Raw genomic sequence first — 24,809 nt, forward strand, 5'->3', positions numbered from 1 at the left:
GACTCGTGAAGCTGCGAACGACCCGGAACTCCCAGGTCGCTGTCGAGACCACGTCGCCCGGCGCGGTGGTCCCCGACGGGCGCCTGATCGACGTCGAGGACCTGCACGTCGAGTTCCGCACCCGCGACGGGGTGGCCACCGTCCTGAACGGCGTCAGCTACCACCTCGACGCCGGCGAGACCCTCGCCGTGCTGGGGGAGTCCGGCTCGGGCAAGAGCGTCACCGCCCAGACCGTGATGGGCATCCTCGACATGCCGCCGGGGGTGATCACCGCCGGGGCCATCCGCTACAAGGGCCAGGACATGCTCACCATGACCGACGAGCAACGGCGCCTTATCCGCGGCGAGGGAATCGCCATGGTGTTCCAGGACGCGCTCTCGGCCCTGAACCCGGTGTTCACCGTGGGCTTCCAGATCGCCGAGCAGTTCCGGGTCCGCCGCGGCATGAGCCGCAAGGACGCCACGGCACGGGCGGTCGAGCTGCTCGACCAGGTGAAGATCCCCGGCGCGCCGCAGCGGGTCAAGGAGTACCCGCACCAGTTCTCCGGTGGCATGCGGCAGCGCGTGATGATCGCCATGTCCCTCGCGCTCGATCCGGACGTGCTCATCGCCGACGAGCCCACCACGGCCCTCGACGTCACCGTGCAGGCGCAGATCATGGACCTGCTCAAGGAGATCCAGGCCGAGCGGCACATGGGGATGATCCTCATCACCCACGACCTCGGGGTCGTCGCCGACGTCGCCGACCGCATCGCGGTGATGTACGCGGGGCGGATCGTGGAGCAGGCCGAGGTGCACGAGCTCTACGCCCGCCCGTGCCACCCGTACACGACCGCGCTGCTGGAGTCGGTGCCGCGCGTGGACCAGCGCGGGCAGAAGCTCGTCACCATCGCGGGCCTGCCGCCGAACCTGATGCACATCCCGGAGGGCTGCTCGTTCCACCCCCGCTGCCGGATGGCCCAGGATGTCTGCCTGGTCCGAGTGCCGCCGCTGGTGGAGCTGTCGCCCGGACGCACGAGCGCCTGCCTGTTCGCCGAGGACCTCTTCGCCCGGGGTGACCACTCGGCCGAGAACGGGGTGGCCGAGACCGAGAAGGAGGTGGTCGGTCGTGGCTGAGAGCTCGAGCGAGCCGCTGCTGCAGGTGCGGGACCTGGTCAAGTACTTCCCGGTCACCCGGGGGGTGCTCTTCCAGCGCACCATCGGCCAGGTGCGCGCGGTGGACGGGGTGAGCTTCGACCTCGCCCACGGGGAGACCCTCGGTGTGGTGGGGGAGTCGGGCTGCGGCAAGTCCACCCTGGCCCGGACGCTCGTGCGCCTGGAGGAGGCCACCTCCGGTGAGGTGCTCTACGAGGGTGAGGACGTGCTGGCGCTCAAGGGTGCCGCGCTGCGCCGGATGCGCCGCAAGGTGCAGATGGTGTTCCAGGACCCGTACACCTCGCTGAACCCGCGCATGACGGTGGGCGACCTCATCGGCGAGCCCTTCGAGATCCACACCGAGGTGACCCCCAAGGGCGACCGGCGCCGCGCCGTGCAGGACCTGCTCGAGGTGGTGGGCCTCAACCCCGAGCACATCAACCGCTACCCACACCAGTTCTCCGGTGGGCAGCGCCAGCGCATCGGTATCGCCCGGGCCCTTGCGCTGAAGCCGAGCCTGATCATCTGCGACGAGCCCGTCTCCGCCCTGGACGTCTCCATCCAGGCCCAGGTGATGAACCTGCTCGGCGACCTCAAGGACGAGTTCGGGCTGTCCTACGTGTTCATCGCCCACGACCTCTCGGTCGTGCGCCACCTGGCCGACCGGGTGGCCGTGATGTACCTGGGCAAGGTCGTCGAGCTCGGCACCGAGGACGAGATCTACGAGCGCTCCACCCACCCGTACACCCAGGCCCTGCTCTCGGCCGTCCCGGTGCCGGACCCCCGGGCGCGGGAGCACAAGGACGTCATCCGCCTCGACGGGGACGTGCCCAGCCCGGTCGACCCGCCCTCGGGCTGCCGGTTCCGGACCCGGTGCTGGAAGGCGCAGGACCGGTGCGCGACGGAGGAGCCGCTGCTGGTCGAGCGGGAGGGTCACCTCTCGGCGTGCCACTTCCCCGAGCTGCGCAAGGTCGTCACCACCCGGACCCCGTGACCGCCGCAGGGCGGCCCGGGGCAGGAACATGCCCGGGCCGCTCCGCGCCGCACCAGCGACGAGCCCGATCTGCCACGAGGCTCCCACCAGCGCTACCGTGACCAGACCAACGACCCATCCGGGAGGCCCGCCGTGGACGTTCGAAGGACGATGCTCGACTGGCCGGTCCTGCGGCAGCTCAGCGGAGCGGACCCTCTCGGGCGAGGTTCGGGCGCGAAGTCGCCGAAGACGGGTGCCACCGCCAATCGCGCGGTGACCGCGGACCGGGTGGTGAAGAGCCTCTGCCCGTACTGCGCGGTCGGGTGCGGGCAGAACGTCTACGTCAAGGACGAGAAGATCGTCCAGATCGAGGGCGATCCGGACAGCCCCGTCTCCCGGGGGCGGCTGTGCCCCAAGGGGTCGGCGAGCATGCAGCTGGTGACCAACCCCGGGCGGGTGACCACCGTGCGCTACCGGGCCCCGCACGCGAAGCAGTGGGCCGACCTCCAGCTCGACGTGGCGATGGACATGATCGCCGACCGCGTCCTGGCGGCGCGGAAGAAGGGCTGGGTCGACGAGGTCGACGGGCAGCCGGCCCGGCGGACCCACGGGCTCGCGAGCCTCGGCGGGGCGACCCTGGACAACGAGGAGAACTACCTCATGAAGAAGCTCTACACCGCGCTGGGTGCGGTGGAGGTGGAGAACCAGGCCCGAATTTGACACAGCTCCACCGTTCCCGGTCTGGGAACCTCGTTCGGTCGTGGCGGCGCCACCTCCTTCCTGCAGGACCTCGCGAACGCTGACTGCATCGTCATCCAGGGTTCGAACATGGCCGAGGCCCACCCGGTGGGCTTCCAGTGGGTCATGGAGGCGAAGGCCGAGGGCGCCACGATCATCCACGTGGACCCGCGGTTCACCCGCACGTCCGCGGTGGCCGACATCCACGCGCCGCTGCGGGCGGGCTCGGACATCGCGTTCCTGGGCGGGATCATCCACCACGTCCTGAGCAACGACCTCGACTTCCGCGAGTACGTGCTGGCCTACACCAACGCCGCGTCGCTGGTCAGCAAGGACTACGTCGACTCCGAGGAGCTCGGCGGAGTGTTCTCCGGGTGGGACCCCGAGGACCGCCACTACGACGTGTCGTCGTGGCAGTACGAGGGCACCCAGACCGCCCCGGCGGCGGGGCAGCGTGACCAGGAGCACGACGAGCGGATCGCCCGGTCCGGGGACGGTGGTTCGCCCACGATCGATGGTGAAGCCCCTCAGGACCCGACGCTGACCGACCCGCGGTGCGTGTTCCAGGTGCTGAAGCGGCACTTCGCGCGCTACACCCCGGAGATGGTGCAGGAGGTCTGTGGCACCCCGCCGGAGACCTTCGCGCAGGTCTGCGACGCGGTCACCAGGAACTCGGGCCGGGAGCGCACGACGGCGTTCGCATACGCCGTGGGTTGGACGCACCACACGGTGGGCGTGCAGTACGTCCGGACGGCCGCGATCCTGCAGACGCTGCTGGGCAACATCGGGCGACCGGGTGGTGGGATCCTGGCCCTGCGCGGGCACGCCAGCATCCAGGGCTCCACCGACATCCCGACCCTGTTCAACCTGCTGCCCGGCTACCTGCCGATGCCGCACGTGCACGAGCACTCCACCCTGGACAGCTACGTCGCCGCCGATGCGGGGACGAAGGGGTTCTGGGGCAACATGCGGTCCTACAGCGTGAGCCTGCTGAAGGCGTGGTGGGGTGAGGCGGCCACGGCGGAGAACGACTTCTGCTTCGACTACCTGCCGCGGATCAGCGCCGACCACGGCACCTACGCCACGGTGACCCGCCAGATCGAGGAGGGTGGGGGCGGGTACTTCCTGGTGGGGCAGAACCCGGCGGTGGGCAGTGCCAACGCGAAGATGCAGCGCCTGGGCATGGCGAACCTGGACTGGCTCGTCGTCCGCGACCTCGTCGAGATCGAGTCGGCGACGTTCTGGCGGGACGGCCCGGAGATCGAGACCGGGGAGATGCGCACCGAGGACGTCGGCACCGAGGTGTTCCTGATGCCCGCGGCGTCGCACACCGAGAAGACCGGGAGCTTCACCAACACCCAGCGGATGCTGCAGTGGCACCACGAGGCCGTCGAGCCCCCGGGTGACGCGCGCAGCGAGCTGTGGTTCTACTACCACCTGGGCCGCATCCTCAAGGAGAAGCTGGCAGGGTCCACCGACCCGCGCGACCGGCCGCTGCTGGACCTGACCTGGGACTACCCCACCCACGGGCGCCTCGCTGAGCCGTCGGCGGAGGCGGTGCTGGCCGAGATCAACGGGACCGGTGCGGACGGCGCTCCGCTGAGCTCGTACACCGAGCTGAAGGCAGACGGGTCGACCACGTCGGGTTGCTGGATCTACACCGGGGTCTACGCCGACGGGGTCAACCAGGCGGCTCGGCGCAAGCCAGGCTCCGAGCAGGACTGGGTGGCCGCCGAGTGGGGCTGGGCGTGGCCGGCGAACCGGCGGACCCTGTACAACCGTGCGTCGGCCGACCCCCAGGGCAAGCCGTGGAGCGAGCGCAAGGCCTACGTGTGGTGGGACGAGAACGCCGGGGAGGACGGGGCCGGCCGCTGGGTGGGTCATGACGTGCCGGACTTCGAGGTGACCAAGCGGCCGGACTACCGCCCTCCCGCCGGGGCGACCGCGCAGGCCGCGATCGCCGGCGACGAGCCGTTCATCATGCAGACCGACGGCAAGGCCTGGCTCTACGTGCCGACCGGGCTGGTCGACGGTCCGCTGCCCACGCACTACGAGCCGGCGGAGTCCCCGGTGCGCAACGCGCTGTACCCGCAGCAGGCCAACCCGTCGCGTCAGACCTACCCCGCCCCGTACAACCTGTACCAGCCCAGCGGGGACGAGCCGGGCAGCGAGATCTTCCCGTTCGTGTTCACCACCTACCGGCTCACCGAGCACCACACGGCCGGCGGGATGAGCCGGACGCTGCCCTTCCTGTCCGAGCTGCAGCCGGAGTTCTTCTGCGAGGTCAGCCCCGAGCTGGCCGCGGAGCGGGGTCTGGAGCACCTGGGCTGGGCGACGATCGTCACCGCGCGCACGGCCATCGAGGCACGGGTGATGGTCACCGAGCGGATGAGTCCGCTCACCGTGGGTGGCAAGCCGCTGCACCAGGTGGGTCTGCCGTACCACTGGGGATCCAACGGGCTCACCACCGGCGACGGGGCGAACGAGCTGCTGTCGGCGGTGCTCGACCCGAACGTGCACATCCACGCCACGAAGGCCGCGGCCTGCGACGTGCAGCCCGGCCGGCGCCCCCGGGGGCCGGCCCTGCTGACCTACGTGCAGGCCTACCGCGACCGCGCCGGCATCACGCCCGAGACCGGGATGGGGATCTGATGGACCGCAACAGCTTCTACGGGCCGGTGGACCCGGCGCGCGACGCCGGCTGGGTCGATCCGCCCGCGCGCAAGGGCTTCTTCACCGACACCTCCATCTGCATCGGCTGCAAGGCCTGCGAGGTGGCGTGCAAGGAGTGGAACGCCGTCCCCGAGGACGGGATGTCGCTGACCGGGATGAGCTACGACAACTCGGTCGGCCTGGGTGCCTCCACGTGGCGCCACGTGGCGTTCATCGAGCAGCCCGCGTCCTCCGGCAACCAGGAGTCCGGGGTGCGCCACGACGAGAGCCACGCGAACCTGGACGTGCTCGCCCTCGCCGGGGGGCAGGGTGACCCTTCTCCGCCGCCCGCCTCGGTGGACCTGGGCATGCCGCTGCCGACCCTGCCCGGTGCCGGCGGCGAGGACTCCAGCGTGCCGTTCCGCTGGCTGATGGAGTCCGACGTCTGCAAGCACTGCACCCACGCGGCCTGCCTGGACGTGTGCCCCACCGGTGCGCTGTTCCGCACCGAGTTCGGCACCGTGGTGGTGCAGGACGACATCTGCAACGGTTGCGGCTACTGCGTGCCCGCGTGCCCGTACGGGGTCATCGAGCGCCGCGAGGGGCCGAAGAACGACCACGCCGTCGGCGTCGCCCAGAAGTGCACCCTCTGCTACGACCGGCTCGGCGAGGGCATGGAACCGGCCTGCGCCAAGGCCTGTCCCACCCAGTCCATCCAGTTCGGTGACCTCGACGAGCTGCGCCAGCGCGCCGACGTCCGGGTGGCCGAGCTCGTGGAGGCCGGCGTGGTCGACGCCCAGCTCTACGGCCACGACCCGGCCGACGGGATCGGGGGTGCGGGAGCCTTCTTCCTGCTGCTCGACAAGCCCGAGGTCTACGGCCTCCCCCCGGACCCGGTGGTGACGACCAGGGCGCTACCGGCGATGTGGGGCCGGGCGGCCATGGCCGCGGGCACCATGCTCGCGGGTGCGGCGATGGCGTTCCTCGGGAGCCGGCGGTGAGCGAGGACGCCAGGGCGATCCGTGAGCCGTCCGAGCCCGCGATGCACGACGTGCCCGCCCGGGACGCGCCGCGTCGCCGGGGCGGTGGTCGGCGCAAGGGCGGTCGCGGCGAGCAGCTGATGGTTCCCGAGGCCGAGTTCACCTCCTACTACGGTCGACCGATCGTCAAGGCCTCCCCGTGGGAGGTGGACATCCCGGTGTACCTGTTCCTCGGCGGGCTCGCGGGCGGTTCCTCGCTGCTCGCGGCGGGGGCGGACCTGCAGGGCAACGCTGCCCTGCGCATCCCCATGCGGTGGACCGCGATCGGCGCCATCGCGGTGAGCTTCGCGGCCCTGGTGCACGACCTGGGCAAGCCCTCGCGCTTCCACCACATGCTCCGAGTGGCCAAGGTGACCTCCCCGATGAGCGTGGGCACCTGGATCCTGACGGTCTACGGCCCGGCCGCGGGCATCGCCGCGGCCGTGCAGGCCCTGCCGGTCGCCCCGACGGCGCTGCGCCGCAGCTGGATCGGCCGCAGCGGCCCGCTGGCCGGTCGGATCGCCGGGTTCGTCGCGGCCGCGACCGCGCCCGCCGTCGCGGCGTACACGGCGGTCCTGCTCTCCGACACCGCCACCCCGACCTGGCACGACAGCCACCTCCAGCTGCCGTTCGTGTTCGTGGGCAGCGCGAGCGCAGCGGCGGGCGGGGCGGGGATCGCGCTGGCCCCGCTGTCCGCCTCCGGTCCGGCCCGACGCCTGGCGGTGGGGGGTGCCGTGGTCGAGCTCGCCGTGTCCGAGTACATGGAGAAGCAGATGGGGCTCTCGGCCGAGCCCCTGCACACGGGTCGGCCGGGCGCGATGATGCGGGCCGCCAAGGCGTGCACCGCCACCGGAGCGGTCCTGGCGGTCGCCGGACACCGCAACCGGGCCGTGTCGGTGCTGGCTGGAGCCTCGTTGCTGGCCGGTTCGGCCCTGACCCGGTTCGGCATCTTCTACGGCGGGCAGGCCTCGGCCCGCGATCCGAAGTACACGGTGGTGCCCCAGCGGGAGCGGGTCGACGCGGGCCGTCCGGTTCGGTCCGACGACCCTGCGGCGCGACCCGCGCGCTGAACGACCTCAGGCGACGGAGTGCGTGCCGTCCTCGTCGCGGACGGTGAGACCGCGGGCGGCGAGGAGCTCCAGCAGCGGGACCACCACCCGCCGGCTGGAGTGCATCGCCTCCCGGGCCGCGGCCGGGGTGAACGGCTGGTCCAGACCAGCCAGCACCGCGACAGCGCGGGTGAGCGCGTCCGGGGCCAGCCACACCCCGTCGACGACCTTGAGCAGCAGACCGGCCCGGCCCGCGGCCGCGAGCTCGCGCGGCCCGAGGTGCAGCGCCGCCAGCCGCGGTGCGTCCGGGGCGGCGAACGGCTCGCGGCCCAGCTCGGCCAGCAGCGTGGTCACCGCCTGCTCGACGGCGGGCGGCAGGCCCACCGTGGTGCCGGCGGCGTGCACCCGCCCCTCGCGGACGGTGAACCCGCGGGAGACCAGGGCCAGCAGCCGGGCGTCGGGCAGGTCCAGGGCGCGGCGGGCGGCCTCGACCGGGAGTCCGGGGTCCAGGGGGTGCAGCCGCGCGTGAGCCCGTACGGCCGCGGCCAACCTCGCGCGCCACGGGTCGAGCAGCGCGGGGTCGACGAGCCAGCCGGCCTCGTTGGGGGCGTCCGCCGGGACGGGAGCGCCGAGCGCGCGGAGGTCCTCGGCGCGCACCGTCCCGCGCCGGGCGAGCTCCGCAGCTCCGTCGGGGCGCCCGTCCATCCGGGAGAGCACCGTCGCGCGGTCGACGGCCGCACCACGGCGGCGCAGCGACGGCGGGGCGGGGTCCAGCACCACCACCCCACCCACCACCCGCCGCGCCCCGGAGTCCCGGAGCACCGCGCGGTCACCGATGCGCAGCGGCAGCGGGTGGTCCAGGGTCAGCCGTGCGGTGTCGATCCCCAGCGGACGGATCCGGGCAGGCACGGCGGCCGCACCGACGTGCAGCACCCCGTGGGTGGGCAGGTCCAGCTCCGCACCCCGCACCGGTCGCACCCGCACGTCGAGGGTGCCCGTGCTGCGCCAGCGTCCCGGGGAGAGGAGGGCGGTGCCGCGGGGGACGTCGTCGACCCCCACCCCGCGCACGTTCACCGCCACCCGGGCGACGGAAGCCACCTCGGCGGTGGCGGCGCCGAGGGACTGCAGCCCCCGCACGCCGACCCGTCGCCCGGCCAGCTCCAGCTCGTCACCCACCCGCAGCGTGCCGGCCGCCAGGGTGCCGGTGACCACGGTGCCCGCGCCCCGGACGGTGAAGGCGCGGTCGACCCACAGCCGGACGTCCGCCGTGGTGTCCGGCGCGGGCAACCCGTCCACCAGCACCCCCAGCGCGGTGCGCAGCCCGGCCATCCCCTCGCCCGTGGTGGCGGAGACGGCCACGGCCGCGACGTTCGCGAGGCCGGTGCCGGACAGGTGCTCCTGGGCGTCGGTCAGCGCGAGCTCCGGGTCCAGCAGGTCGCTGCGGGTCACCACGAGCAGGCCGTGCGTGACGCCCAGGGCGTCCAGGGCGTCGAGGTGCTCGGCCGACTGCGGCATCCACCCCTCGTCCGCCGCCACCACCATCAGGGCAGCAGGCACGGGCCCCACCCCGGCGAGCATGGTGGGCACGAACCGCTCGTGGCCGGGCACGTCGACGAAGGCCACGGTCTGCCCGGATCCCAGCGCGGTCCAGGCGAAGCCGAGGTCCAGGGTCATGCCACGGCGGCGCTCCTCGGCCCACCGGTCCGGCTCCATCCCGGTCAGGGCACGGACGAGGGTGGACTTGCCGTGGTCCACGTGGCCCGCGGTGGCGAGGACGTGCATCAGCGGCTAGCGGCGCGGCGTACCGCCTCGAGCAGCTCCGCGTCGTCGGCGGGGTCGACGGCCAGCAGGTCGAGCAGGCACCGGCCCTGCTCCACCCGGCCGAGCACGGCGGGGTGCCCCGTGCGCAGCGCCGTCGCCATGCCGGCAGCCACGCTCACCGCCGCACTGTCGAGCTCCACCCCGGGCGCACCCCCGCCGCCCACGGTTGCCGCACTGGGCACCGCCCTGGCGTCGACCCCGGCCGCGGTCAGGGCGTCCGCGAGCGCCGTGGCCCGGGCCCGGAGCTCGGTGGCCGACGTCGCGAGCCCGCGCGCGGTGGGGGTGGCCGGGCCCCGCACGGTGGCCTCGAGGGCGGCGAGGGTGAGCTTGTCCACCCGCAGCGCGCGGGCGAGCGGGTGGCGGCGCAGCCGGTGGACGATCTCGGCGTCACCGAGCAGCAGCCCGGCCTGCGGTCCGCCGAGCAGCTTGTCGCCGCTGCAGGTCACCAGGTCTGCACCGGCCGCGAGGGTGCTCGCAGCGTCGGGCTCGTCGGGCAGGCGGGGGTGCGGGGCCAGCAGGCCGGAGCCGATGTCGCAGACCACGGGGACCCCCAGCCCCGTGAGCTCCCCGGGGCCCACCGACGAGGTGAAACCCTGCACCACGAAGTTCGACGGGTGGACCTTGAGGACGAACCCCGTCGCGGGTCCGACGGCCCGGGCGTAGTCCTCCCGGGTCACCCGGTTCGTGGTGCCCACCTCCCGCAGGCGGGCCCCGGTGGACTCGAGGAGGTCCGGCAGCCGGAAGCCGTCGCCGATCTCCACCATCTCCCCGCGGGCGATGACCACCTCCCGACCGGCCCCTGCGAGCGCGGTGGCCGCGAGGACCAGCGCCGCAGCCCCGTTGTTCACCACGTGCACGTCACCGGCACCGGGGACCGCGGCGGCGAGGGCGGCCATCGCGCCCCGGCCCCGGCGTCCCCTCGCACCGGTGACCAGGTCGAGCTCGACGTCGGTGGCGCCGGCGGCGAGGGCGAGGGCGGACACGGCGGCGGGGGAGAGGGCGGCGCGCCCGAGGTTGGTGTGCAGCAGCACCCCGGTGGCGTTCAGGACCCGCACCAGCGCGACGGGAACCCGGGGCAGCTCTAGGAGCACGGCGTCGACGGTCCCGTCCGGGTCCAGCTCGCCGGCCCGGACCCGCTGCTGGACGGCCGACACGGTCCGCTTCACCTCGGCACGACCCAGCCGGGCCAGCGGCTCGGCCAGCGCCGGGTCGGCCAGCACGTCATCGGTGCGGGGGACCCGGCGTCGAGGGTCCGGCACGGGAGCTCCTCCCGATCTGGGGGCTGGGCTGCCTGGTGGGCTGGGCTGCCTGGTGGGCTGGGCTGCCTGGTGGGCTGGGCGTTCTGGTGGACTGGGCGTTCTGGTGGACTGGCGGAGGCGGACGGGAATCGAACCCGCCTGACCGAGGTGCTCGGCCACATCGGTTTTGAAGACCGTGGGGGCCACCAGGCACCCTCACGCCTCCGTTCGGGACGCTACTCACGGGCCGCAGGTCGCGCTGCGTGGGGCTGGGCGTCGGGGCTACCGTCCCTCTCCGTGAGCCCTGCCCCCGAGCTGCGACCACTGACCTCCTACGCGCACGGCGGGGGTTGCGCCTGTAAGATCCCGCCAGGGGAGCTCGAGGCGGTCGTCGCCGGACTGCGCGGGTCGCGACCGGGCAACCCCGCCGGCGAGCTCGTCGTGGGCCTCGAGGACGGCGACGACGCAGCGGTGGTGACGATCCGGGACGGGCTCGCCGTCATCCTGACCGCCGACTTCTTCACCCCGGTGGTCGACGACCCCTACGACTTCGGCCGCATCGCTGCTGCCAACGCGCTCTCGGACATCTACGCCATGGGTGGCACCCCGCTGGTGGCGGTCAACCTGCTCTGCTGGCCCCGGGACGTGCTGCCCATGGAGATGGCCGCCGAGGTGCTCCGCGGAGGGCTCGACGTGGCCAACCTCGCCGGCTGCCACGTGGCTGGCGGGCACAGCGTCGACGACCCCGAGCCCAAGTACGGCATGGCCGTCACCGGGACCGGCGACCCCGCGAGGCTGCTGCGCAACGACGCCGGTCGCGCCGGGCTGCCGATCTCGCTGACGAAGCCGTTGGGCACCGGCGTGCTGAACAGCCGCACCAAGGCCACCGGAGAGGTCTCCGCAGCGGCCGTCGAGGCCATGACCACGCTGAACGCCGAGGCCTCCGCGGCCGCGCTGGCGGCAGGGATCCGTGCGGCCACCGACGTCACCGGGTTCGGCATGCTCGGTCACCTCTACAAGCTCGCCCGGGCCAGCGGGGTCTCCGCGGTGGTCGACGCCGCGGCCGTGCCCTACCTCGAGGGGGCGCGTGCCGCGCTCGCCGCCGGGCACGTCAGCGGGGGCACCCGGCGCAACCTCGACTGGGTGCGCCCACACCTGTGCTCCAGCGTCGGTGAGGACGAGCTGCTGCTGCTGGCCGACGCGCAGACCTCGGGCGGGCTGCTCGTGATCGGGGAGGTTCCCGGTGCGCCCGTCGTCGGAGAGCTCGTCGTGGCCGACGACGCGGTGCTGCACGTGCGCTGAGCCGGTGGCCTCCGGTCCCCGTGCTCGCACGCGACACGGTGGCGCCGCGGCCGGCGGGTTCCTGGACAGCCACGGTCGCCTCCGTCGCGGTCCTGTGCTGGGTCTTGCTCGACGGTAGCAGCGGTGGTACAAAATCTGTATCCGGCGAAGCAGATCGTCGGGGTTCCCACTGTCGGAGCGCGACGGGTGTCGCGCGGAGAGCTCTGTGGAGGTGGTTGGAGATGTTGGTGCGCACCGATCCGTTCCGGGAGCTGGACCGGCTGACCCAGCAGGTGCTGGGCACGGTGGCACGCCCGGCCGGGATGCCGATGGACGCGTGGCGGGAGAACGACACGTTCGTCATCGAGCTCGACCTGCCCGGGGTCGATCCCGGCTCGGTGGACCTGGACGTGGAGCGCAACGTGCTCACGATCCGCGCCGAGCGCGGCCCGCGGGCCAGCGACGCCCACGAGCGGGTGGTCTCGGAGCGCCCCCGGGGGGTGTTCAGCCGTCAGGTCATCCTTGGTGACACCTTGGACACCGAGCACGTCACCGCTGAGTACCGGGCGGGGGTGCTGCGGCTGACGATCCCGGTGGCCGAGCGGGCCAGGCCCCGCAAGATCGCCGTCAGCAGCGACACCCACGACCAGCACGCCATCAACGCCTGAACCGGGGGGTGGTGGCGATGAGCTCCACACCAACCCCGTCCGCCCCGGTGCTGGAGGCGGACACGGTCTCCGGGTGGGCCGCTCACCTCCGGCAACACGAGCAGGTGACCGGTCGGTGATGGAGGAGGTGGTGGCCCGTTCCGGACATCGATGCCCAGCGCGACGTGCCCTGCCACTTCGGCAGGGCACGTCGCCTCCCCGTGTCACGGGTGGGCGGGACAGCTGCGCACGACGGGAACGCCCGCGACGGTCTCGATCGTGACCACGCCGCCTGTGCTCCACCGCTGGTGGTGTGCGACATTGTGCGCGAACCACCCTCGTGGGCGCCGTCGAGATGGGTGCGGTGCCACTCCCCCCAGTCCCCGGGAGCACTCATGATCCCCGCCGTTGACCTGGCCGCCGTGTTCGACGCCGTTCCCGATGCCTGCCTCGTCCTGGACGTGAACCTCGTGATGGTGACCGCCAACCAGGCCTACCTCGACATGACCGGCACCACCCGTGCCCAGGTACAGGGCCGCCGGATCCCGGAGGTGTTCCCCGTCAACCCCGAGGACGCGGCGGCGATGACGCGTCTGGAGTCGGCGTGCACCCGGGTCCTGCGCACCGGGCAGCCCCACCGCATGGGTGTCATCCGGTACGACCTGGTCACCGACGACCCGGCGGTGTTCGACACCCGCTTCTGGAACGTGACCATCGCCCCGGTCCCCGACGCCGACGGCACCGTCACCCACCTCGTTCACCGTGGCCGCAACGTCACCGACGTCCATCCCGTGCTGCTGCGCGTGCTGGCCACCTACTGCCGCGAGCTCGGCGCCGCCGACGACGCGGACCTCGCCGAGCTCCTGGAGGTCGACGCGGACACGGCGGCCACCGGTGAGCTGGTCGCAGCGCTCGTCGCGGAGGTCGAGCAGATGTGGGAGGCGATGGCCTCCCGCGCCACCATCGAGCAGGCCAAGGGCATGCTCATGAGCACCCTGGGTTGTGGTCCCGACACCGCCTTCGACACGCTCCGCAGGCAGTCCCAGGACACCAACGTCAAGCTCCGGACCGTCGCCGAGACCCTCGTGGGCAGCAACTCGGCAGCCCCGGTCCGCTCGGCGGTGGGGGTCGGCTCACCCTGGAGGTCTTGACCCCCAGGGCGAGGAGGTCGTGGTCAACCGGGTCCGAAGCCGACGGGACGATCTCGGCGAGATGCAGGGAGGTCGAGCGACCTGAAGGACCCACCAGCGCCCCCACCTCGGCGACGTCACCCACGGACGTGAGCACGAGCCCCGATCAACCACCAGCTGTCGTGACCCCGTGGAACACCGCCGCACGCCTGGCACGGCGTGGCTGCGCACCCTCGTCTGAGCTGGTCAGCACCGGCACGAACCACCGGGGTCGGGGATGAGCGGGCACGACACCGATCCACTGCGAACACCGGACGGGCGGTACATCGTGGTCCGCGGCCGCCTGTGGCGGGCCCGCGACCCACGCCTGGGCGACGAGCGGGTGCACGAGCTCACGGCGGAGCTCATGAGCGCCCGCCGTGACAAGGGTGCTGCGAAGCGCGCAGGAGAGCCGGTCGACGAGGCGAGGAACCGCGTGGATGCGGCGAAGCACGCCCTGGGGGAGCGAGGTCCGGTGTGGTGGGAGGACGGGGAGCCCGACCTCACTCGGCACCTCGCGCGCACGACGTCGTACGCGGCGTGGTTCGCCGGACACGACCACCCTTGACCTGGTGCCCGGGCCGGACCTGGTGCAGCCTCGTCCGTGAAGCTCGCGCCCCTGGGTGCGGCGAGGCCCTGCGGAGTCCGCGGCGGCTGGTTGTCGTGGGTGGGGCATCGTTGCCCCTGATCCCCTCGTCTGGGCCACGACTCGACGATCAGCACTTCAGCAGGGTCACCGACTTCCCGGCGACGAGCAGGGTCTGCACGTCGGCGCCCACCTCCTGCTCAGGGTCCGAGGACAGCGCTAGCGTCCAGGCCCCCTCGGGCACGGTGAACTCCACCGGACCCTCGGAGGCGTTGAGCAGCAGCAGGAACGTCGCGCTGTCCTGCGCGGCGAGGCGGACGGCCAGCGACCGGGCGTTGGTGTCCGACCAGTCGTCGTCGTTCATGCCCACGCCGTCGGCCCGCAGCATCTGGACCGAGTCCGGGCCCTCGCTGCCGCGGAAGTCCGGGGCCCGCAGTGCCGCGTTCTCCCGGCGCAGGGTGAGCAGGTCACGGGTGAAGGTGAGCAGCTCGTGGTCGACCGCGGCCCAGTCGAACCAGGAGATCTCGTCGTCCTGGCAGTAGGCGTTGTTGTTGCCGCCCTGGGTGCGACCGATCTCGTCGCCGCCCAGGATCATCGGCACCCCGGCCGAGAGCAGCAGCGTGGCCAGGAAGTTGCGGCGCTGGCGGTCGCGGCGGGCGTTGACCGCCTCGTCGTCGGTCTCGCCCTCCACCCCGCCGTTCCAGGAGCGGTTGTCACTCTCCCCGTCGTTGCCGTCCTCGCCGTTGTCCTCGTTGTGCTTGGACTCGTAGGCGGTGAGGTCGTGCAGGGTGAAGCCGTCGTGGGCGGTGATGAAGTTGACGCTGCACAGCGGGCTGCGACGGCTGCCCTCGTAGACGTCCGGGCTGCCGGTGAGGCGCTGGGCCAGCTCGCCCAGGGTGCCGGGCTCGCCGCGCCAGAAGTCCCGCACGTCGTCGCGGAACTTGCCGTTCCACTCCGACCAGTCGGCCGGGAACCCACCGACCTGGTAGCCGGCGGTGTCCCAGGGCTCGGCGATGAGCTTGACCGTGCGCAGCACCGGGTCCTGGTGGCAGAGGGTGAGGAACGCGCTGTGGATCTCGGCGTCGCCGGCCTGCCGGGTCAGGGTGGTGGCCAGGTCGAAGCGGAAGCCGTCGACGTGCATCTCGGTGACCCAGTAGCGCAACGAGTCCATGATGAGCTGGAGGGCCGCGGGGTGGCCCACGTTGAGGCTGTTCCCGGTGCCCGTGGTGTCGAAGTAGGAGGCCTCGTCACCCTCCACCAGCCGGTAGTAGGCGGCGTTGTCGATCCCCTTGAAGCTCAGCGTCGGGCCCCGGTGGTTGCCCTCGGCGGTGTGGTTGTAGACCACGTCCAGGATGACCTCGAGCCCCGCGGCGTGCAGGGCCTTCACCATGGCCTTGAACTCCGCCACCTGGCCGCCGCCGTCGCCGACCGAGCTGTAGTCGCCGTGCGGGGCGAGGAAGCTCAGCGAGTTGTACCCCCAGTAGTTGCGCAGGCCCTGCTCGAGCAGGTGCGAGTCCTGGGCGAACTGGTGCACGGGCAGCAGCTCGACGGCGGTGACCCCGAGATCGGTGAGGTGGGCGATCGCCGCGGGGTGGGCCATGCCGGCGTAGGTGCCACGGATCTCCTCGGGCACGTCGGGGTGCAGCTGGGTGAAGCCCTTGACGTGCACCTCGTAGACGACTGTGTCGCGGACCCGGGTGCGCGGCGGGGTGTCGTCGCCCCAGTCGAAGGTGCGGTCGGTGACCACGCAGCGCGGCATGCGGTCGGCGGAGTCGGCGTCGTTGCGGGTGCCGAGCTCGTCGTGCAGGTGGCTGAAGACGTCCTCGCTCCAGTCCACCTCGCCCTCCACGGCGGTGGCGTAGGGGTCGAGCAGCAGGTTGGCCGGGTTGTGGCGCAGTCCGTTCGAGGGGTCCCACGGGCCGTGCACGCGCAGGCCGTAGCGGGTGCCGACACCGGCGTCGGGCACCAGGCCGTGGAAGACGTGTCCGGTGTGCTCGTCCAGGCGCACCGTGCGCTCGGAGCCGTCGGCCTCGAACACGGCCACGTCGACAGCATCGGCGGTCTCGGAGTACACGGCCACGTCGAGGGTGCCGTCGGGTCGGGGGGTGGCCCCCAGGGGGTGCGGCAGGCTCCGAGGGTTCGAGGCGTGGGGGTTCGAGACGCGGGGAGTGTTCACGGCAACGATCGTTGCGGGCGGAGGGCTGAGGCGCCCGACGAAGCAGGTCGCGACCACCTGCAGTCGTCACCAGCCCCGGCCAGCACTGAACGGTCCCGGCACGTCGGCGGTCGGGATCCGAGGTGGGTTCGGAGTCGTGCCACGAGCAGGATCCCGGCCGTGCCGAGAGCGGCGATCGGCAGGGGACGAGGGCTGGCTCGCGCCCTGCCAGTTGCGTCGGCCGGTGGGCCGGCGGGTGCTGGGGGTCTGGTCGCGGCGGACGGCTAGGTTCGTTGGATGGCTGCGAACATTGACTCGGTGGATCCCTACGAGCGGCACCGGGTGGACGTGCTGGGCACGACGATGGCGTACGTGGACACGGGTGGACAGGGTGGGGGGGAGCCCCCGTGCGTGTTCCTGCACGGCAACCCCACGTCGAGCTACCTGTGGCGCAACGTCATCGGTGTCGTTGCACCGCACGCCCGTTGCCTGGCCCCGGACCTGGTGGGCATGGGTGACAGTGGCGGGTCCTCGACGGGGTCCTACCGCTTCGTCGACCACGCCGAGCACCTCGATGCGTGGTTCGACGCCGTGCTCCCGGAGGGGCCGGTGGTCCTGGTCATCCACGACTGGGGTTCCGCGCTGGGCTTCCACTGGGCGCACCGCCACCCCGACCGGGTGGTGGGGATCGTGTTCACCGAGGCCATCGTGACCCCGGTGAGCTGGGATGACTGGCCGACCGCGGCGACGGGCATCTTCCGGGCGATGCGGTCGGAGGTGGGGGAGCGGCTGGTGCTGGAGGACAACGTGTTCGTGGAGCGCATCCTGCCCGCCAGCGTGTTGCGCGAGCTCGGGGAGGCCGAGATGGCCGTGTACCGCCGCCGCTTCACCGAGGCCGGTGAGTCCCGTCGACCAACGCTGTCCTGGCCGCGGGAGATCCCCATCGAGGGCACCCCCGCCGACGTGCACGACATCGTGGCGGCCTACGCCCAGTGGCTGGGGACCCACCCCGGGCTGCCCAAGACGTTCGTCAACGCCGACCCCGGGTCGATCCTGGTCGGGCGCCAGCGCGAGGTCGCCCGGTCCTGGCCCGACCTGGTCGAGGTGACCGTGCCCGGTAGCCACTTCGTCCAGGAGGACTCCCCGACCGAGATCGGCGAGGCGGTGCTGGGGTTGCTGCGCCGGTTGTGAGGCGGCACCCGTCCCGCGGGTGCAGCCCACACCGGCGCCGTCGGTGGCCCTGACGAGGGGGTTCCCGGCCGCTGGACCCGCTGTGGTGCGGGGGTGTCAGGTACCGGGTGGGGTGTTGGGGCGAGGGGTGGATGGCGTGGCTGGGTGGCGCCGGCCCTGCACGGTGACCACGAGCGTGGTGAGCGCGGCGGCGAGGGCGAGCAGCAGCAGCCCGGCGGGGTAGCCCAGGTGCGGTCCGGTGAGGGCAAGCAGGTAGGGCAGGGCCAGTCCGGAGTAGGCGAGGGAGTAGAAGATGGCCACGAGGCCGCCGAGCTCGTGGGCGGGTGCGAGGTGTTCGACCTCCCGCAGGCCGCAGATGATGGCCATGCCGTAGCCAGCACCGAGCAGGACGGCGGCGCCGGTCGCTGCACCCACGCTGGGAGAGGCGGTCGCGGCAGCGGCGGCGAGGCAGCCGGCAGTGATCACGGCCAGGGCAACGGCGGAGGCGTCGGCGGTCCCACGTGTCACCGCGGCGTTCTGCAGCCGGTGCGCGAGGGGTTGCGCGGCGATGCCGGCTGCCAGTGCGACGGCGGCGAGGACGCCGGGGAACGCCACTGTCAGGCCCGCGACGGGACCGGTGGCGTGGGCGGGCAGCGTGGTGAACACCAGGGTGACGCTGCCGAAGACCCAGGGACCCAGCGGGACCACGACCCTGGTGAAGCGGCGGGTCCGTGCCGAGCTCGCGAGCAGGCGGCGCTGTGGGGTCAGGTCCCGGTCGCTGCCGGCGCGGGTCGTGACGGTCTCGGGGGCCCGGGGCAGCAGCGCCAGCGCGGCCGCGGCGAGCAGCAGGTGGATCAGGTACGGCACCAGCTGCGGGCCGGGTGCCCACTGGGCGAGCAGCCCGCCGACGAGGGGGCCCGCGGCGAACCCTGCGGTGAGCGCGAGGGCCCCCCGGCGGGCCCCGGCACCGGGTGCGGCACCGATGGAGAGCTCCTTGACCCAGGCGGTGCCGACGGAGAACGCCCCGCCGGAGACCACACCGGTGAGCAGCCGGCCGGCGTAGAGCCCCGTCGGTCCCCACTGGCCGGTGATGAGCACCCCCGTCGCCAGCAGGGACAGGGCCGCGAAGGCGAGCATCAGGGGTCGTCGGCCGTAGCGGTCGCTGGCCGGGCCGGCGAGCAACAACCCCGGGATGAGCCCCAGTGCGTAGACACCGAAGATCGCCGTCGCCTGCGCGTCGGACAGTCCCAAGGTCCGCCGGTACACCGCGAGCAGCGGGACGAACTGGTTGGCCCCGTACCCCACCGTGAACATCACCAGCGCCGGCCACCACCACGGGGCTACCCCCTGTCGGCTGCGGGCGTGGACCGTGGCCCCCGTGACCGTGTCGCTCACGTGATCCCTCTCCTCCTCGTGTGCTGGTTCAGCCTGGCTGGCGCCGGCACGACGGAGCGCCGAGGTGGACGGACGTTCGCAGGCCGGGCGGCGGTGGGGTGTCAGCCGTCCACGCCGGCGGGGGTACGGGTGGCGGCGAGGGGCACCGTTCGGGCCTCGACGGAGTCCAGGGCCAGGTCCAGGGCTGTCCGCAGCGGGGCCACCGAGCCGGTGGCCTGGGCGAGGAGCAAGCCACCCTGCACCGCCGCGAGCAGCCCGAGGGCCAAGGCCTGCGGGTCTGCACCGGGGCCGAGCGCGCCGTCCCCGCGCATGGTCTCCAGTCCCGTGGCCAGGCGGCCCTGCCACCGGGCGAACCCGGCCGTCAGGGCCGCCCGGGCGGCCGGGTCGCTGTCGGTCAGCTCGCTGGCCAACCGGCCGAGAGGGCAACCACGGGCGTCCTGCTCGTTCAGGGCGATGAGCCGGTCGCGCCAGCGCCGCAGACCCGCCATCGAGGTCGCGCCCCCGAGCTCGGGCTGCTGCGCGGTGAGCACCTGATCCACCTGCAGCTCGATCACCGCCCGCACCAACGCCGACTTGTCGGTGAAGTAGTGGTAGAGCTGCGACTTGCTCGTGGCCGTCACCGCACGCACGTCGTCCAGGCTGGTCCCGGCCACCCCGCGCTCGTGGATCAGGGTCGCCGCCGCCGCCACGATCCGATCCCGCGTCGCACGCCCCCGGTCGGTCAGCACGGTCGCAGCAGCGGGCATGTCTCCTATCGTACGGGGCGGTGGACTTGACAGTCCACACCTGGCGGGCGACTCTGGACTCATCGGTCCACTGTTTGTCGCCCCCTCACGTCAGGAGAGTCGTGCCTCGCCTCGAGAACGGCCAGAGCTTCCCGTCCCTGCAGGTGCCGCAGGTCGGCGGTACGACGTTGTCACTGCCGGAAGGGCTGGCCGGGTCGTTCGGTGTCGTCCTGGTCTACCGGGGGGCGTGGTGCCCGTACTGCAACGCGCAGCTGTCGGCCTTCCAGCGGGCGAGCGCGAGCCTGGAGGCGGCCGGGGTGAAGGTCGTGGCCCTGTCCGTCGACGACGAGCAGACCTCGGCGGCCCTGGTGGACAAGCTGCGCCTGTCCTTCCCCGTCGGGCACAGCGCGGACGCCGACCAGGTCGCGGCCGAGCACGGCTGCTACGTCAACGACGAGCCGCACTACCTGCAGTCCACGGGTTTCGTGCTGGCTCCCGACGGCACCGTGGTCACCGGCGCCATCGGACGGCTCACACCGGAGGACGTCGTCGGGCTCGTCACCTACCTCGAGGACCACGCCTGACCGCAGGTAGGACCACCCGGTCCGGCCACCGTCCACCCTTGCCCGCAACCGTCTGACCCTCTCACCGTCTCCTTGGAGGAGAACCCATGGATCTGCACGACCGCTCGATCCTGCTCACCGGCGCCGGCAGCGGCATCGGCCGCGCGCTCGCGCTGCAGCTCGCCGAGCACGCACCTCGGCTGACCCTGGTCGGTCGACGGACCGAGCCGCTGGAGGAGGTCGCCGCGGTGGTGCGTGAGCGTGGTGGTCAGGCCCTGGTGGTGCAGGCCGACCTGACCGCTCCCGGTGCCCCCTCCGTCGTCGTCGCGGCCGCACAGGAGCGCTTCGGTGGGATCGACGTCCTGGTCAACAACGCCGGCAACGTCCGCGCCGGTCGGCTGGAGGCCGTGGAGGAGTCGGAGGTGCTCGCCCAGGTCGCTCTGAACCTGAGCGCCCCGATCCTGTTGACCCGGGCCGCCCTGCCCGCGCTGCGCGCCTCGGGTGAGGGGCTCGTCGTCAACATCTCCTCGGGCATCGCCCTGATCGGCATGCCGTTCTACACCACTTACGCCGCGACGAAGGCGGGCATCGCGCACTTCGGGGAGGCGCTGCGCCGTGAGCTGTTCGGCGAAGGCATCCACGTGGTCACCGTCTTCCCCGGCGCGACCAGCACCCCCATGATGGAGACCTCGAAGGCCGGGACGGAGCACGGCTTCGACTACGAGAGCCCCGAGAACGTTGCAGCCGCCACCCTCGCCGGCATCACCGACGGCAGCCTCACCGTGGTCCGCGGCGGCGAGACACGCACCCAGATGATCGCCCTCAACCGCACCGACCCCGGCGCCGTCGACGAGCTGCTCAACGGCCGCAAGGCCGAGCTCGAGCAGGCCGTGGCCGGCCACTCCAGCCTGTAGCGGGCCCCGCCCGGCCCCTGCTGGGGGTGCAGGCATGACGGTGACCGGCATGCGAAGCCACCGGCAGCTCATCGTGGTCGTGGTACCCGCCCAGGAGCTCGACGACCTGGTCCGCAAGGACGCCTTCACACTGGCGAGTGCCCGAACGACACGGTCCACGACGGTCACTCGCCACTCGCTCTGCGGCCTGCTCGCGCCCTCGTCGTCAAACAGGGACGGATGGTTGGCGCCGGCGCCGCGAGGAAGCTCACTCGTCGGCCAGCGAACCAGTGTGTCGCCAAACGATGCTCTCAGCGCCACGGGGTGCTTCCGGTCGTGGACCGACACCGCGTCGGGGTCGTGGACCACCAGCCCGAGCTCGGGGCGGTGATGGACGCGTTGCGTCCGGGGGACACCTTGGTGGTGTGGCGGCTGGACCGCCTGGGTCGGTCCTTGCCACACCTGATCGAGACCGTCCGCGGGCTCGCGGAGCGGGGGATCGGGTTCCGGTCGTTGCAGGAGGCGATCGACACCACCACCCCGGGGGGCCGGTTGGTCTTCCACATCTTCGGGTCCCTCGCAGAGTTCCAGCGGGACTTGATCAGGGAACGCACCATGGCCGGGCAGGCCTCGGCCCGCCGCCGTGGCCGGGTGGGGGGCCGGCCGTCGGTGCTGACCGTGGCGAGGACGAAGCAGGCCGCCCGCATGGTGACGGTGGGGACCCCGCTGACGGAGGTCGCCGACGTGCTCGGGGTCAGCCGCACCACTCTGGATCGACACCTGGCTGGTGACCGCCGGCTGGGCTACTGCACCCGAGCTCGTCCGTCCTACGCACTGATCCCGGGGTTCGACCGCGCCTGGGCCTTGACCTCTCCGTCGACCGTGCTGGGGCTGGTCGACGGAGAGGCCAAGGCCGAGGGTGGGCTAGGTCAGCTGGTGACCTTGACGATGGCGCCGACCCCCGCTTCTGTGTTCGCGGAGTTCACGCTCACGTACATGGACCCGTCGGGGCCCTGGGCGATGCCGCCGGGGAGGGGGAGGTCTTCGGCCCCGATCCGGGTCAGGGTTGCCGGGCTGGAGAACGGGATCGTGACGATGTCACCCGGCGCTCCTTGGGTCGGCTGGAACATTTCGGTGGCCCAGAAGTTCCCGGCGCGATCGAACGTGCAGGAGGTGACCGTGGTCAGACCCGTGGCCCACACGGTCGGGATTGTGGAGAAGTTCGCGTTGGGGTCGACCCGCCACACCGCGGACCGGTTGGGACCGCCGGGCACGAACAGGTTGTAGACCAGGTCGAGGGTTCCGACGTAGAGCATGCCGTCAGGCCCTTGGGAGATGCAGGTGGGTGTGGAGTCACTTACCGGGTCGTTGGGGATGTAGGCGATGATGCGGTTGCTGCCGTCCTTGGCGATCTCGCTGATCGTGTTGGCGCCGGCGTCCGCCACGAACGTGCGGATCGCGTCCGTGGCCGGGTCCTTGGTGACCAGGACCCCGTAGGGGTTGGAGTCGGGAAAGTCCGCCGTTTGCAGTGACTTGTGGTCGGCGGTCCACTGGTACTGCTGGTCTCCGACGTCGCTGATGCTGGTCGCGGTGCCGGTGGCTCCGTCGAGGCGGTACAGCCGCCCGGCCTGCGTCGCGTCAGGGAGCCCGGCCGCGGCGAGCCCGGTGGTCGACTCGCTCATGATCATCTTGACCTGGCAGCCGTTGCGCTGACCGGCGCTGTGCTTCATGCAGCCCGAGCCGATGGCGCTGATGCCTTCCGGGCCGAGCACCTCGGGGCCATGCTCGGTGTCGTACACGCTGGAGAAGGGGGTGGACCACGCCGGGGTGAAGGTGGACCCGCGGTACTTGGTGACCTTGCCGGTCGAGGAGAGATGGAAGCCGAGGGCGTCCGAGAGGTATTGGCCCGACTCGGCTACGTAGAGACTGCCTTGGCCGTCGAAGGCGACGCCCCGTGGAGCGTTCAGGCCGGTGATGACGGGGGTGAAGCTGACCCCGGGCGAGCCGGCGGCGCTGGGTGTTACCACCGCGAAGGTGGCAACCGCGCTAGCGCCGACGACAACAGCGACGCGTCTGATGAATGTCCTTTTCATGCGAGAACTCCAGTCCAAGGGTGGTACGTGGACGACCTGCTCAACTTCGGTGTCCCCCGTGCCGACAGCCGAGTCACTCCCGACGCCGGCGTTCGTGTTGCTGGTGGGTACGTGGGTCACGCCCGTCAGGCCGTGAGCCCGTCGGGGCGTGGTGTCGTCCGGGTCAGACCGGGGCGTCGGACCGGGCGACGCTCAGCAGGGCGTGCAGGGTCAGCTCCTCGACCGGGGGAGGTCCAGCGGCGACGGCGTCGGCACCGCCGATCCGCTCGATGATCGGCCGTCTCACCTCGCTCACGAAGCGGTCGGCGGCCTCGTGGGAGTCCCACACCTCGGTGACCCGGAACCCCGTCGCGGTGGCGGTCGCCATGTGCATGAGGCACCCGTCGGGCATCGCGTGGCCGGTGACCTTCAGGACCTCGGCGTGGACTGCGTCCCACATGGCCATGGGTTGCGCGACATCCATCTGGTAGGCGTACATCTGCGTCATCTCCGTTCGGTTGCTGATCGGTTCTCACCGCACTCGGCGTTGGTGCCGTGTGCGGGTCCCGCGAGCACGGGGGTGACCGGCTCTCGGGGACGACTGGGGGGCTGCGCTCAGGGGTAGGCGCGGGGGGTGTCGGGGTGCAGCGAGACGGCCAGGACACCGAGGCACAGCAGCACCCCGACCGCCTCAACGGTCTTCCCGCCGGCGCTGGGGGCGTTGACGACGCCCACCGCTGCGAGCACCAGCGACAGTGCCGCGACGGTGAGGGCACCGGTGCGGGCCCAGTGGTGCAGTCCCCACACACCGGCGGCCACAGCCAGCTCGACCACGCCCAGCGCGACCTGACTGATCACGACCGCGGCGGGGATGTCGACCCCGGCCGCGACCGCCGCGAGCAGGCTGACGTTGCGCACGGCGTCGAGCACGAGCAGCACCGCAGCCACTACAACGAGGCGAGGACGGTCGTGGTGGGCATGATGCGGGCGCCCGGCGGTGAACGTGGACATGGCGAACCCTTCAGGACAGCGGACAACACCGATGTGAGTTCGGCGTGAAGACCCGGGGTTCGCGACGCGGCGCCTACGCTACTCCCGCCTTATCCGCAAGTCGATCACTATCTGAGACGACCTCAGCGGGCTGTGGTGGTTGCCTTCATCGCAGTCGACCCGCTGGTGGCGCAGGCGCCGGGTGAGCCGGAGAACGGCCAGGCGCAGGTCACGGCCAGGGTGTCCTTGGTCGTCACCTGTGGGCCTCCTCCCATGCCCGCCCGGGAGCTAGATGGTGGTGTGACTGTGCAGGAGCACGGCTGTTCCTGTCGCCGATAGGGCGGAGGACAGGGTCGACAGGACCCGGGCCCGGGGCGTGAACGACCGGTCGCCGAGCAAGTTCATGAACACCCCGGACGCCCCGGGTGCGGTCGAGACCGCGGACGCCCCGGGCGCCTGACACCCACCTAGTGATCCGGTGACTGCCGTCGACGGATCGTCGGGGACCCAGAGGGCACTCGTGGGTGGGCACGTGCGGGT

20 protein-coding genes, 1 tRNA gene and 1 pseudogene are annotated in these 24,809 nt (G+C 72.2%); 13 read left to right on the forward strand and 9 right to left on the reverse strand.

What is annotated here, in order from left to right; translation table 11 throughout:
- Positions 1 to 5: 5 nt before the first annotated feature.
- From RHODO2019_RS04765 to nrfD, 5 genes are all read left to right on the forward strand, one after another.
- A complete protein-coding gene (locus tag RHODO2019_RS04765; RefSeq protein ID WP_435532177.1) occupies positions 6 to 1,115 on the forward strand; it encodes an ABC transporter ATP-binding protein in 1,110 nt (369 codons plus the stop codon).
- The gene (locus RHODO2019_RS04770) at positions 1,108 to 2,127 is read left to right on the forward strand and encodes an ABC transporter ATP-binding protein (RefSeq protein WP_265383867.1); all 1,020 of its coding nucleotides are present in this window, start codon (positions 1,108 to 1,110) and stop codon (positions 2,125 to 2,127) included. Before RHODO2019_RS04765 ends, RHODO2019_RS04770 begins: the two co-directional genes overlap by 8 nt.
- 150 nt (positions 2,128 to 2,277) lie before the next feature.
- The gene (gene fdh / locus RHODO2019_RS04775) at positions 2,278 to 5,496 is read left to right on the forward strand and encodes a formate dehydrogenase (RefSeq protein WP_265384625.1); all 3,219 of its coding nucleotides are present in this window, start codon (positions 2,278 to 2,280) and stop codon (positions 5,494 to 5,496) included.
- Positions 5,496 to 6,497 (forward strand): 4Fe-4S dicluster domain-containing protein, encoded by a 1,002-nt coding sequence (locus RHODO2019_RS04780; RefSeq protein ID WP_265383868.1) that lies wholly within the window; start codon positions 5,496 to 5,498, stop codon positions 6,495 to 6,497. Before fdh ends, RHODO2019_RS04780 begins: the two co-directional genes overlap by 1 nt.
- Positions 6,498 to 6,538: 41 nt before the next feature.
- Positions 6,539 to 7,585 carry an NrfD/PsrC family molybdoenzyme membrane anchor subunit gene (gene nrfD / locus RHODO2019_RS04785; protein ID WP_265384626.1) on the forward strand — a complete coding sequence of 349 codons (1,047 nt, stop codon included), beginning with the start codon at positions 6,539 to 6,541 and terminating at the stop codon, positions 7,583 to 7,585.
- A 6-nt stretch (positions 7,586 to 7,591) separates the two neighbouring features.
- Here the strand turns inward: nrfD and selB are convergent, their stop codons facing one another.
- The 3 genes from selB to RHODO2019_RS04800 form a co-directional block, all read right to left on the reverse strand.
- Positions 7,592 to 9,346 carry a selenocysteine-specific translation elongation factor gene (gene selB / locus RHODO2019_RS04790; RefSeq protein ID WP_265383869.1) on the reverse strand — a complete coding sequence of 585 codons (1,755 nt, stop codon included), beginning with the start codon at positions 9,344 to 9,346 and terminating at the stop codon, positions 7,592 to 7,594.
- Positions 9,346 to 10,644: an L-seryl-tRNA(Sec) selenium transferase gene (gene selA / locus RHODO2019_RS04795; RefSeq protein WP_265383870.1), complete on the reverse strand. Its 1,299-nt coding sequence runs from the start codon at positions 10,642 to 10,644 to the stop codon at positions 9,346 to 9,348. The genes selB and selA overlap by 1 nt, the downstream gene beginning before the upstream one ends.
- A 109-nt stretch (positions 10,645 to 10,753) precedes the next feature.
- Positions 10,754 to 10,849, reverse strand: a tRNA-Sec gene (locus RHODO2019_RS04800).
- Positions 10,850 to 10,920: 71 nt separating this feature from the next.
- Here RHODO2019_RS04800 and selD point away from each other — a divergent pair.
- The 4 genes from selD to RHODO2019_RS04820 all read left to right on the forward strand — a co-directional run bounded on the left by selD (position 10,921) and on the right by RHODO2019_RS04820 (position 14,288).
- Complete coding sequence (gene selD / locus RHODO2019_RS04805; RefSeq protein WP_265383871.1) at positions 10,921 to 11,925, forward strand: selenide, water dikinase SelD; 1,005 nt, start codon at positions 10,921 to 10,923, stop codon at positions 11,923 to 11,925.
- Positions 11,926 to 12,146: 221 nt separating this feature from the next.
- Positions 12,147 to 12,572, forward strand: a complete 426-nt coding sequence (locus RHODO2019_RS04810) for an Hsp20/alpha crystallin family protein (RefSeq protein ID WP_265383872.1) — start codon at positions 12,147 to 12,149, stop codon at positions 12,570 to 12,572.
- A gap of 374 nt (positions 12,573 to 12,946) precedes the next feature.
- The gene (locus RHODO2019_RS04815; RefSeq protein WP_265383873.1) at positions 12,947 to 13,702 is read left to right on the forward strand and encodes an ANTAR domain-containing protein; all 756 of its coding nucleotides are present in this window, start codon (positions 12,947 to 12,949) and stop codon (positions 13,700 to 13,702) included.
- 256 nt (positions 13,703 to 13,958) lie between these two features.
- Positions 13,959 to 14,288: a hypothetical protein gene (locus RHODO2019_RS04820; RefSeq protein ID WP_265383874.1), complete on the forward strand. Its 330-nt coding sequence runs from the start codon at positions 13,959 to 13,961 to the stop codon at positions 14,286 to 14,288.
- 148 nt (positions 14,289 to 14,436) lie between these two features.
- Here the strand turns inward: RHODO2019_RS04820 and glgX are convergent, their stop codons facing one another.
- Positions 14,437 to 16,482 carry a glycogen debranching protein GlgX gene (gene glgX / locus RHODO2019_RS04825; RefSeq protein WP_265383875.1) on the reverse strand — a complete coding sequence of 682 codons (2,046 nt, stop codon included), beginning with the start codon at positions 16,480 to 16,482 and terminating at the stop codon, positions 14,437 to 14,439.
- Positions 16,483 to 16,758: 276 nt separating this feature from the next.
- Between glgX and RHODO2019_RS04830 the strand changes: the two genes are divergently transcribed.
- Positions 16,759 to 17,652: a haloalkane dehalogenase gene (locus tag RHODO2019_RS04830; RefSeq protein WP_265383876.1), complete on the forward strand. Its 894-nt coding sequence runs from the start codon at positions 16,759 to 16,761 to the stop codon at positions 17,650 to 17,652.
- A gap of 96 nt (positions 17,653 to 17,748) precedes the next feature.
- Here RHODO2019_RS04830 and RHODO2019_RS04835 read toward each other — a convergent pair whose 3' ends face one another.
- Positions 17,749 to 19,026 carry an MFS transporter gene (locus RHODO2019_RS04835; RefSeq protein ID WP_265383877.1) on the reverse strand — a complete coding sequence of 426 codons (1,278 nt, stop codon included), beginning with the start codon at positions 19,024 to 19,026 and terminating at the stop codon, positions 17,749 to 17,751.
- A 101-nt stretch (positions 19,027 to 19,127) separates the two neighbouring features.
- Positions 19,128 to 19,772 carry a TetR/AcrR family transcriptional regulator gene (locus RHODO2019_RS04840; protein ID WP_265383878.1) on the reverse strand — a complete coding sequence of 215 codons (645 nt, stop codon included), beginning with the start codon at positions 19,770 to 19,772 and terminating at the stop codon, positions 19,128 to 19,130.
- A gap of 101 nt (positions 19,773 to 19,873) precedes the next feature.
- Between RHODO2019_RS04840 and RHODO2019_RS04845 the strand changes: the two genes are divergently transcribed.
- The 3 genes and pseudogenes from RHODO2019_RS04845 to RHODO2019_RS19305 all read left to right on the forward strand — a co-directional run.
- Positions 19,874 to 20,335 (forward strand): peroxiredoxin family protein, encoded by a 462-nt coding sequence (locus RHODO2019_RS04845; protein ID WP_265383879.1) that lies wholly within the window; start codon positions 19,874 to 19,876, stop codon positions 20,333 to 20,335.
- An 86-nt stretch (positions 20,336 to 20,421) separates the two neighbouring features.
- Positions 20,422 to 21,228 (forward strand): SDR family NAD(P)-dependent oxidoreductase, encoded by an 807-nt coding sequence (locus tag RHODO2019_RS04850; RefSeq protein ID WP_265383880.1) that lies wholly within the window; start codon positions 20,422 to 20,424, stop codon positions 21,226 to 21,228.
- A 219-nt stretch (positions 21,229 to 21,447) separates the two neighbouring features.
- Positions 21,448 to 21,798 (forward strand): annotated as a pseudogene (locus RHODO2019_RS19305) (recombinase family protein); the annotation flags it as partial.
- Positions 21,799 to 22,136: 338 nt separating this feature from the next.
- Here RHODO2019_RS19305 and RHODO2019_RS04860 read toward each other — a convergent pair.
- The 3 genes from RHODO2019_RS04860 to RHODO2019_RS04870 all read right to left on the reverse strand — a co-directional run bounded on the left by RHODO2019_RS04860 (position 22,137) and on the right by RHODO2019_RS04870 (position 24,227).
- Positions 22,137 to 23,234, reverse strand: coding sequence for a ScyD/ScyE family protein (locus RHODO2019_RS04860; protein ID WP_265384627.1), 1,098 nt, complete (start codon positions 23,232 to 23,234; stop codon positions 22,137 to 22,139).
- Positions 23,235 to 23,463: 229 nt separating this feature from the next.
- A complete protein-coding gene (locus tag RHODO2019_RS04865; protein WP_265383881.1) occupies positions 23,464 to 23,787 on the reverse strand; it encodes a hypothetical protein in 324 nt (107 codons plus the stop codon).
- A 107-nt stretch (positions 23,788 to 23,894) separates the two neighbouring features.
- Positions 23,895 to 24,227 carry a hypothetical protein gene (locus tag RHODO2019_RS04870; protein ID WP_265383882.1) on the reverse strand — a complete coding sequence of 111 codons (333 nt, stop codon included), beginning with the start codon at positions 24,225 to 24,227 and terminating at the stop codon, positions 23,895 to 23,897.
- Positions 24,228 to 24,809: the final 582 nt, after the last annotated feature.

The sequence above is a fragment of the Rhodococcus antarcticus genome (assembly GCF_026153295.1).
In the GTDB taxonomy this organism is placed as follows: Bacteria; Actinomycetota; Actinomycetes; order Mycobacteriales; family Mycobacteriaceae; genus Rhodococcus_D; species Rhodococcus_D antarcticus.